The organism is Aeromonas sp. 600724 (assembly GCF_049175135.1).
Taxonomy (GTDB): domain Bacteria; phylum Pseudomonadota; class Gammaproteobacteria; order Enterobacterales; family Aeromonadaceae; genus Aeromonas; species Aeromonas veronii_A.
Genome location: NZ_JAAKUM010000011.1, coordinates 155,557 through 165,370 on the forward strand (window position 1 = coordinate 155,557; position 9,814 = coordinate 165,370).

Annotated in this window: 5 protein-coding genes; all 5 read right to left on the minus strand. The window is 50.3% G+C overall.

The genetic code is table 11. From position 1 onward, the window contains the following. Window position 1 precedes the first annotated feature (1 nt). Genes G5168_RS12220 through dptF form a run of 5 tightly spaced genes read right to left on the minus strand, consistent with a single transcriptional unit; the run spans window position 2 to window position 9,368 of the window. The gene (locus G5168_RS12220) at window positions 2-703 is read right to left on the minus strand and encodes a hypothetical protein (protein ID WP_421252270.1); all 702 of its coding nucleotides are present in this window, start codon (window positions 701-703) and stop codon (window positions 2-4) included. Then, a complete protein-coding gene (locus G5168_RS12225) occupies window positions 700-1,335 on the minus strand; it encodes a hypothetical protein (protein ID WP_421231549.1) in 636 nt (211 codons plus the stop codon). The genes G5168_RS12220 and G5168_RS12225 overlap by 4 nt, the downstream gene beginning before the upstream one ends. After that, window positions 1,335-6,437: a DNA phosphorothioation-dependent restriction protein DptH gene (gene dptH / locus G5168_RS12230; protein ID WP_421231550.1), complete on the minus strand. Its 5,103-nt coding sequence runs from the start codon at window positions 6,435-6,437 to the stop codon at window positions 1,335-1,337. Before dptH ends, G5168_RS12225 begins: the two co-directional genes overlap by 1 nt. Continuing rightward, window positions 6,418-7,746 carry a DNA phosphorothioation-dependent restriction protein DptG gene (gene dptG / locus G5168_RS12235; protein ID WP_421252271.1) on the minus strand — a complete coding sequence of 443 codons (1,329 nt, stop codon included), beginning with the start codon at window positions 7,744-7,746 and terminating at the stop codon, window positions 6,418-6,420. Before dptG ends, dptH begins: the two co-directional genes overlap by 20 nt. A gap of 2 nt (window positions 7,747-7,748) precedes the next feature. Then, window positions 7,749-9,368 carry a DNA phosphorothioation-dependent restriction protein DptF gene (dptF, locus tag G5168_RS12240; protein ID WP_421231551.1) on the minus strand — a complete coding sequence of 540 codons (1,620 nt, stop codon included), beginning with the start codon at window positions 9,366-9,368 and terminating at the stop codon, window positions 7,749-7,751. Window positions 9,369-9,814: the final 446 nt, after the last annotated feature.

Here is a 9,814-nt window from a genome sequence, read left to right on the forward strand (position 1 = left end):
GTTATCGCTCTCCTAATTTTGGTGCGTGACAACCGTTCAAAACCCACTCGACAAAATAACATAATAAACGCAAGCCAGGATCCTCTGACTCTGACTCTAACTCTAACTCTGACTCTGACTCTGACTCTGACTCTGACTCAATAAAAATAACCCAGACCATTAGGTTTGCTGGTCGAAACTTCCTATGAATAGCTCGTTTAGCAAACGAATCCAATTCGTGAGTTTCAATATCATTGGCCCCCCCTTTGGTAAGCATGAATACTTCATCTAACTCTCTTTTATGTTCATCTAGACGCCTATATAAATTTCCAGTTGAACCTATATATAAAGGTGATGCTATATATGGTACTGTAGCCTTAAACATTTCGACTATTATTTTTTTTGCATCTTCATGTTTAAAAAAGCCTAATTCATCAAGCTTCCTAATCTTATTTGTTAGATTTGAACGCCATTCTTTGTGGCTGTTTTCGTCAATTTGATGTTCCCACCGGTGATAAAATGATGCCTCTATCTTCACGTCAAGAATAGGTGGATGATGAGCAGTCATATAGCCACTCATTATATTAATTAATGACTGAAAGTTATCATCATGAGATATATCCATCTCACCAATACTTGGTTTGGCATACCATGCGTAAATTCCTGGTTTATTTTTGGCCTTGTGCAGCTCAGTATACTCTAATACTTGGGTACTTATCTTCATTTAATAAGCTCATTTAAAACATTTAATACTTCACCAAATTTATCCATTTCAATATCAGATATTTTTGCACTACTAATAACATCATATTGACTTGAATATTCAACAACCATATCCAGTTGTCTTTTTAATCTTTGTAACTCACTATATGTCGATTTATCTATACTCTGTAACAATGAAATATTATTTTTAGATGAAATAACTAGCTCTCCTAACGACAGGCTGACACCACTATGTATAGGGTGACCAATGACCTTATCTAAAATTAAATTTATGTCAGCATTCAAGAAATCAATAATCCTAAACAAATCTTCTTTTTTAGAGTTTCGCAAGGAGATTTCTACCTCACGTGTTTTCTCTTCTTGTTGTTTTTGCAACGCCTCTGTAGATAACCGCATTTCCTTTCTGGTCTCATTCAATTCATTAAGCTGCACCCATATAGCCATTACAACACCAATTACACCGACAAATGAAAGCAATGGTCCAGATATATCAGAAATAATACCACTAAACTTCTCAATCTCATCAACTGAGGACGGGTAACCGAACGACATAAAATAAAATATAACTGGAAGCATTATAGACATTAGAGCAAAAACAATCAGGCATAACAGCCTACTTAAAAACTCACGCATTATAACTCCCAAAACGCTCTATCCCGCATCATAGATACCTTTTTATCTCCATCAATATAGAGACTAAAGTGCTTATCCAGCTTACGGATGGTTTCCATTAATTGTTCTTGCTCGGTCTTATCATCTTTATTAAAGATGGCCTTGATATCGGCATTCTTGATTTCGGCGACGCGATGCACCACCCAGGTCAAAATATAAGAGCCGTAGTTGTTTTCCCCGGTTTTAAAGTGACTTAAGTCCTGGGTTGAGAGGATCACCCCAACCCCGTACTCGCGTCCCTCTTTCAGGATCTTGCGCAGGCTGGGGAAGTCCTGCGACATGAAGTTGTCGGCCTCATCGACCAGGATCATCTTGGTGATCTGGCGATAATCGCCGTTGACTTGCGGTTTGCCGCGCTTTTGCATCTGCGAATAGAAGAGATCCAGCGTCAGAGCTACCACCAGGTTCTGGATCTGGGGTGAGTAGCCCGCCAGCTCGATCACAGTCACACCATCGAGCAGCTCATAGAGGGAGCTCACCTTATCCGGCATGGTTTCGAAGATCTCGTAAGTGACCAGTGAGTCGAGCGCGGCATAGAGGGAGTCCTCCTCCACCTTCTCCTGCTCAAGATAGAGATCCCACACTTGGGCCAAGGTAGGCGCAGGCCTTGACCAGGTGCTGGCGTCAGACTTGCTGATCCCCGCCAGCTCATAGGCATCGAGGATCAACTTGCGCAGTCGCAGCTGCTGCTTGGGCCCGAGGCCAAAAGCTTTGGCCAGGGTCTCGGCAAACCCGGTCGCGGTATGCACCGGCAACATCGGCATATCGCCATAGAGCGAGAGCGGATTGTACGGCAGGCGATACAACCGCAGCCGCTTGCTCTGGTTGGCCTCGCTAAAAGCATCATCCACATAGTCAGATTTGTAATCGAAGATCAGCAGACCGATCCGTGCGCCTTCGACGTTGTTGTCTTGCTGGCGCATCAGCTGGGTGATCAGCGATTTGGTAAACTGGGTTTTGCCGGTGCCCATGGTGCCGATGATGCCGGTATTGGTATTCATAAAGCGGGCGGTATTGGTCGGCTCCCAATAGAGCGGCGTTTGCCGCAGCGCCTCGTGGCCAAACAGGATACGCATGGGTTTTGTCGGCTCGCCGGTCAGTCCCGTTTCCACCGGTACTGGGGTAACCGGGTCGGTGTTTTGGGTATCAGTGGCTGCTTCCACTGGCGCCATATCCACCGCCTGATTGCCCCCTTCTGTTGGCTGCGGTTGAGAGCCGGATTCAGGCTTAGCCGCCTCTTCTCTGGGCCCCAGCAGATATTGTTGGTCTACATGGCACAGGGTCACCAACTCATCAAGCGCAGGAGCGCTACAGGCCTGAATAAGGCTACCCAGCAAGGCGTAGGGCAGTTCAACCTGCAATACCCCCCGCTCGGTCATCTGGTAGTGAGGCACAAAGAAGCTGTCGTTTTCGATATGGGCGACCACAAAGCCTTCGGGATAGTCGGGCACGCTGGACAGGGTATATTCCCCTTTGAGCCACCACTCCCGCTCGGTCAACAGCGGTGCAAGCTGCGCCGGCTGCATCACTTCATAGAGGCAAAGCTTGTCGACCTGCATCAGCACCTGGCGAATAAAGAGACCACGGTAGAGCCGCGCAGCCAGGGTATTGGGGCCAAGTACTTCTTCCATCAGGTAACGTTTAAGCTCCAGAGCCTGTTGCCCGGCATAGGCAAAGTCAGGTCTGGCACCGGTCTTGACCTCCAGAGGCAGCAGATAGAGTTGCTTGCCCTTGAAGCCGACAAAGAGCACGTCATCGGAAATGGCCCCTTTGCGATACCCATGCACCTGACGGGAGAACTCGCTGTCGCTCATCTTGAGGCCAACATTGCCGGAGACGCGGATCATCTCGGCCACAGAGAGGGGGACCCAGCAGATATCGGATTGCCGCAACAAGGCCGAGACAAACTTGTAGGCACCGATGATGCCGTTCTTCTCTTTGCGCTCCTTGTCGTTGGCCGTGAGCAGCTTGAGCAGCCACTCGCCGTTGAAGGCATTAAATTCGGAGAGCAACGTCTCACCTTGTCCGTGACCCTCTTTTTGCAGCAAGCGTTTAAAGAGGTCTACCTGCTTGGTTACCGTGATGGCGTCATAACCGGCCGCACTGGTGTATTGATCCGAGTAGTGGATCAGCACCACATCCTGCTGACTGGTGAAGAAATCGAGGGTTACCTTGGGATCGATGATGGTGGTCCACAGTGCGCTGTCATAAGAGCGGGTCAGCAGTGCCTTGAAATCGGCACTGACCGCCAGCCCCAGGCTGGTTGCTAGATACTGGGCATTGCTCTGGCTGGCCGGTTGCCACAGGTTGCCCAGCAGGCGGGCCACCCGCAGCGACTGTATCCCTTGATAGGGCACGCCACGCAGACCAAAGGCGGTGAAATAGGCCGCCCCTTTCGTTTCGGCCGCTTCCCCGGCGATCAAGCCATCACACAGCACACCACTCAGAGCTTCATCGGTATTGATGGGATGGCACTCTACCGGCTCCTGGTTGCGGAAGAACGCCAGATGGGCATAGGCAAACTGCTCACGCTCGTTGGGCAGGGTGAACTTGCTGTAGGTCAGACGGCTGCGGATAAGGTCGATCAGCATATCGGCCTCAGCACGCAGCGCAGTGGTGTTCAAGCCAAGCCAAGCTTTCAGCTCGTCATAAGCGGCCGTTTCGGCAAAGCGGTCGAAGTCATTGAATTGCAACCGCTCATCGTAGAAGTTCACATGAATGGCGATCGCCTGCTCTTTGTGCAGCTTGAAGTGCTCGATCAAACCGAGGAAGAGCTCTGCCGCACTCGCCTGATTGATGGCATTGACGATCAGGGTGCTCTTGGCCCCGGCACTGAACAGCCGGGAATAGGCCTGGGTAAACTCGGCCAATTTGTCGCGCACCAAACGCTTGATGTAGCTGTAGCTCTCCTGCTTTTGTGGCACTACATCGAGCCAGAAGCTGTTCTCCCGCACCGGCAGCAAATGGGCGTAACCAGAGTCATTGTCATAGACGAAAGGCAGCAAGCCAGATGCCACCAGGCGCTCGCGGGTCACCTCTGGCAATTCGGCAAAAGAGCTGACGCCATCTTCATCGCGATCGGCTTTTATCTCGGCCACCAGTTGCAGGTGATAGGCAAGTACCAAGGGGTGCAGCGGGCTAAGGCGGTGCCACTCATCCTGGCGGCACAGACCGATGCGCATCAACTGTTTGTGCTCGAGCGCCAACACCGCATTGGTCGGTATCTCGCTTAATGCCGCTTCGTAGGCATCCAGCACCCGCTGCACCAGGGCGCAATAGCTGTCACCCCAGGCCACCAGGCTCGGCAAGGTTTTATGGTGTTGCAGATAGTCAAACAGGGCGGCATAAGCGCCATGCAAATCAGGGAACCTTGCACTAATCGCCGCAAGTGGCATTGGATCGGCAGTCAGACCGATATACAAGGCCCGTTCATCAACAATCCTAGCTTCGAGGTTCAGCAGCTGCTGGCGGATCCCGGCCACACCACTTTCGCTGTTATCGAAAATGATCTTGCCTTTGGCCCGCAGATACTCGGCATTACGGTCATCTCTGAGCAGCTTGGCGAAACGGTCCCGGTCAAACAGCAGCGGAACGCAAATACTCTCATCGGCGGCCGGGCCTTCAATATTGATGGGCAAGCGACGCTCGCCATTGACCAGCTCAAACTGGATTTGTTCGCTCTGCTCGGCCAGCGCATCAAAGTTCACCCAGCCACAGGCGCTGCAGTCCACTTCGCCCTCATCGTCAACCAGATGCATGATGGCGTCTTGCTCTGGGTTGACCTTGAACTTGTTCTCTTCCAGCAGCAGGGTCAGCCACTTCTTGCCCGCATCAACTCGGAAGCAGTGCAGCAACTCATCGAAATAGAAATCCCCCTGCTCTACCACTAGACAGCGGAACTTGTACTCTTCGGAGCGGTTATCGCGTTTAAGCTCAAGGCTAAAAAAGGTGGGTTCTCCTGTGACGGGCAAGGTCACCGTCGCCCAGCAACGTTTACCACCGACACGGCTGACAGAATAAGTGACCGCATTTTTGAGCGGCCCATTGTGCATCAGTTTGAACTGGCTCTCGTCCAGATCATTACCGATGAAGGTCAAAGAGAGGTTGAGGGTTTTCTCTCCCGGCGGGAGCTGGATCAGCAGACTCAGGTCACGTTGTCCCGCCTTGCTCTGGCTTTTGGCTCTTTGTTGCAGTGAACCACTGTCAACGGCCACCTCTTCCAATAGCAACTTTTGCGCTTTGTTGGCGTCAATCTCTTTGAGGTAGGCCTCGAATTCCAGATCACGCCAGCTCTCATCCTGAAAATGCTGGCGGATAAACTTGGCGCTGAACTCTTTCAGGACACTCTCGAGCTGATCGAGATCATAATGCTCAACCGCATCTTCAATCTCGCGTCGCAGCTTACGGTTTGCTTGGAGCCGCTTGCTGATCTGGGCCTTCTTGCCACTCCAGCTCAAAATGACCGGGTCATTGAATAGCTGAAGCTCATCAAACTCCAGAACACCATCTTGATCAAGTGCACTAAACAGAGGAGCAAAACCAAATACAGTCGCCCCCTCTTCGGTGATGAGGGCCAGTTGCTCTTCAAGCAGGCAGGCTGACAGCTCCTTGTTACTGCTGCCAACATCAATCAGCGCGCCAAGCTGCTGCGAGAGACTATCCGGATGCCAGACAGCACCGGGCGCCCCCAAATCAAGCGCACTGTTGATCAGAGTATCCAGCATGCTGTTGTGGATAATGAGCAGGGCAGCTTTTTCAAATTCTGCACTGCGCCCTGCGACCAGATCACGCAAACGGGAAATGTAGTTTTCGGTAAATCCCGGAGCCTCACCATGCAACACAGGTAAAACCCGCACGCCATTGCACTCTACGTATGGCAGGTCAATGCCATCGGCCGTAGCAAGAGTATTTGTGGCAGCAAAGGTCACCAGTGACTGATAGAGCACCAGACCGTTTTCTGCACTGGGGGATTTGAACTGGTAACGAGAGCCGGGTTCAATGTCGGCACTGACCCACTCGATGAAACGTTCGGCCAGAAAATGCTCAAAGGGTCTTGCGGACATATACGGCGTCTCCACTGTCACTCATTCGTTCTACATTGCCCATGCGCTCATAGAAGCTGACCAGTTGCTGCAATGACTGGTTATCAAGATAAAAACCGCGCTGCTCGAAGCCTTTGCGCAGATCGTGCAGGCGCAGCTTGTCGGCCTTGCCGATGGTGAGATTGGTCAACAGCAACAGCTGATCCTGATTCAGCACCAGAGTCCGGCCAGCGGCCCCCCGTGCCTGAATAAAATCACTGAGCAGCTTCTCCTCCAGCTCTTTGACATATTTCTTGTTCACGCCGCCACGGGAGGTATTGGCATCACGGAATTGCTCCAGAGCCAACTCTTTGAGCTGCTCAAAGGCTTCTGCCACGCTGTTTGTGAGAGGGCGCTCAGGCCGTAACCCACGCTTCTCTCTAAAGGCCTGCAGATAGTTGTTCAAATCTTCCAGCAACTGAGTCTGGTCAGCATATTGCGTGGCATCGTGATAAACCTGCCAAAGCGGTCTTTTCTTGGCATCCCCTGGCAACTGGAGCACGTCAAGGGCGGAAAGCAGCGGGAAAACCCGCTCGCTGGCAGCAGCCAGCAGCTTGTAGCCAGAACGTTTTACCGAAGTACGTTCAGAGCTGGCCTTTTCCGAATCGAGAATAAAGTAGAGAGGCTTGCTTTGGGGCTCATGTTGCCAATCGGTCACATTCAGTGCCAGCTGAGCACAGTAAGCAAAGGCATACAGCTTGAGCGTGCCAGGCAAGGCTTGCAGCAGATACTGGGGATGCGCAGCCAAAAAGCGAATATCTTCACGAAATACGGCATTCAAAAAAGGTAGATAAGGTTGCTCATCCTCATTTTTTACCAAGCTGCCGCTTTGCAGCCTGCCTTGCAAAACGGACAACAGTTCTTGCTCGACAAAGTTGAGCTTGTCATCGAGCGCATCTTCCAGGAAGAAATCCCCCAACAGACCTGCAAACAATTTGCACAACCGCGTATCTGGTGCGCTGAGATCGGCTTGCCCACTCTTCTTCCCTTTGGCCTTGAACAACAGGAACAGCGGTGAAATATGAAAGAGTGCATCATTTGAAAAATAGGCTCGCTCAAGCACCTGCCAAAAATCAGGATCGTCGAGCTTGCCTGCAAACCGGGCTTTGCACTCCTCCTTAAACTGCTCGAATTCATAGGCCGTCACCTGCTTGCGCAAGGAAAGCCCGAGCACGACACCTGTCACGGTATCCCAGTCAAACTCATTGCTTTTGTTGCGAATGGGCCAGTAGTTGGTGAGCTTGTTTTTATCAACCGGAGCTAATCCGACAGGAATTGGATACAGAGACATGGCTATCTGGTTCCTTCTACAGTGATCATGCCGTCATCCAAACCAAGACGGTAATGCTGATCACCTTCGTAATAGTGAAGAACAGGGCTCTTTTTAGCGACAGCGCGGATTTGCTCAACCATCTCATCAAGCAACACGATGGCATTCTTGTCGTACTTGTTTGGTCGATAGCCATTGTTGAGCTTGCAGATCAGCTCAAACAGATTGAGGTTGATTGCCATTGGTGCCAAGGGCTGATCATCAACCTTCAGATAGGCGCTGAAATGATCGTGTTTCTCGACATGCTGACGCTGAATTGCGCTGTAATCAGCTTTCAGCTCGACAGGTGCCGCGACATGACACTGGCCAAATTGACCAAGAGAAAGCTCTCGCTTTGACAACTCAGGGGCATTGCGGTTGGCATACACAAAAATGGCCGGGATCAGCGCTTTCACATAGAAATTGCGCAAGGCCAGCTGGCTTCCACCCTCCCCAAGATACTGACTATGCTGCAGCCAGACAGTGGCATAGTGTTCAAGTACCTGCTCTTCAAAATCGACTTTGAATTGGTGATGGTAGTTATTGCCAAGGTCACAGTCCTTAAGCAGATAAAAAAGGCGCAGAAGGGATGCGGCTTGACCCGCTTTATCACGAGGCTCGTTGAATATGAGCCCCAGTTTTGCCAGCTCGTTCATAAAGGCATCCAGCGCCTCATCCGGTAGATTCAGCTCATAACGCAGCACAAACTGGTCTACCGCTTGGGTATGAATCAAGGCAGGATCAAAGTCAGCAAGACGCAGGCTTAGCTCGCTGTCTTTAGCCAGAAACAGGTTGTCAAAGAGGTAATGCTCCCCGGCCAGAAGCTGATGGAGCAGATCCAGCAAGGCGCGAGTCGTAATGAATTGATCCTTGATCAAACGGGTTTTGAACAGCGTGGTAATGATAATCTCTTGCACGTGCTCATTGGCCAACAGCCTGAAATTGGCGATGAGGCGCATGTCGCGTTGGCGTTGCTCATCTGCAAGGGCAATAGCATGAAACAGATTGTCATCGGTTGGCTGAGTTAACCGCTTGAGCAGTTGACGCATAAAGCTTGAATAGCTGCCAGCGTCATCATTAAAACGAAATTTTGGATAGGACTCGAAATCCAGAAAGTGATATGCCCCTTGCGTTCTCTCGCCACTATCCAAAAAACGCTCGATCACGCCACGCAACTCACTGTGCCGCTCAGCCCCTTCTTTGGCAAAGTTGGCCAGCATACCGATATTGATACCAACCACCAGGGGTTGAGCCCCGTCTCCTGCACGATCAAAGAGTTCGTTTAGCGCATCGATTGCTGATTGATGAGGCGAAAAGCTATGGGTTGCATCCAGATGGAAGGTATATCTGTTTTTATATTGGTCATAGCTACGTGACAATATTTCAGATTTGCCATCACCACTACTGCCGCATAAAAACACACATTCACCAGGCAGCAATGCACGGAGACACTTCTCAAAGTCATGCTCGATTTCGGGTGTAACGTAGAGATAATCCTTGAGGTCATCAAACAGATCTCTCTGACGTTGTGTTGTCGTCTTGACCGAGAAGGAAGAAGATTTAGCCAAAACCCCGAGGGCCTTGCGAAGGGAGATTGTGCTCACGGTATAACCCTATCATTTCATATCTGACAGATACTAACTGATTGAATCATTGGGAGACTACAAGAAAGGATGAGTCTTTGTATGAATCCTTGACGTTCGTCAAATCTGAACTCACATTTGTTTTTATCTTATACAGGCACATAGTCCACTTATTCAGCTATTAGTCTAAATTTCCCTCAGCACAAATAGCATTACTCTTGAGATTTTCTTGCCGTTTTTTCCCAAATCAACCTGTATGTCATTACCTCCTCTCTACCCCAGATGAACGCTACACTTGGTGCTTTCTAGCAGGCTGTAGTGGTCAACTAAATCCGGACACTTGGTTAGTGTCCCGTCCTGAATATGGTTTACACCTTTCCCCCCCAATAAATGGAGAACCCGATGGGACAAGGTGTGAAACGGACACAGCGCGATTACTCACTGACTTTTAAACTGGCACTGGTCGA

What these genes read in the sequence shown, in the direction of transcription:
- G5168_RS12220 (WP_421252270.1), bottom strand. Translation starts at nt 703, where the DNA reads ATGAAGATAAGTACCCAAGTATTAGAGTATACTGAGCTGCACAAGGCC.
- G5168_RS12225 (WP_421231549.1), bottom strand. Translation starts at nt 1,335, where the DNA reads ATGCGTGAGTTTTTAAGTAGGCTGTTATGCCTGATTGTTTTTGCTCTA.
- dptH (WP_421231550.1), bottom strand. Translation starts at nt 6,437, where the DNA reads ATGTCCGCAAGACCCTTTGAGCATTTTCTGGCCGAACGTTTCATCGAG.
- dptG (WP_421252271.1), bottom strand. Translation starts at nt 7,746, where the DNA reads ATGTCTCTGTATCCAATTCCTGTCGGATTAGCTCCGGTTGATAAAAAC.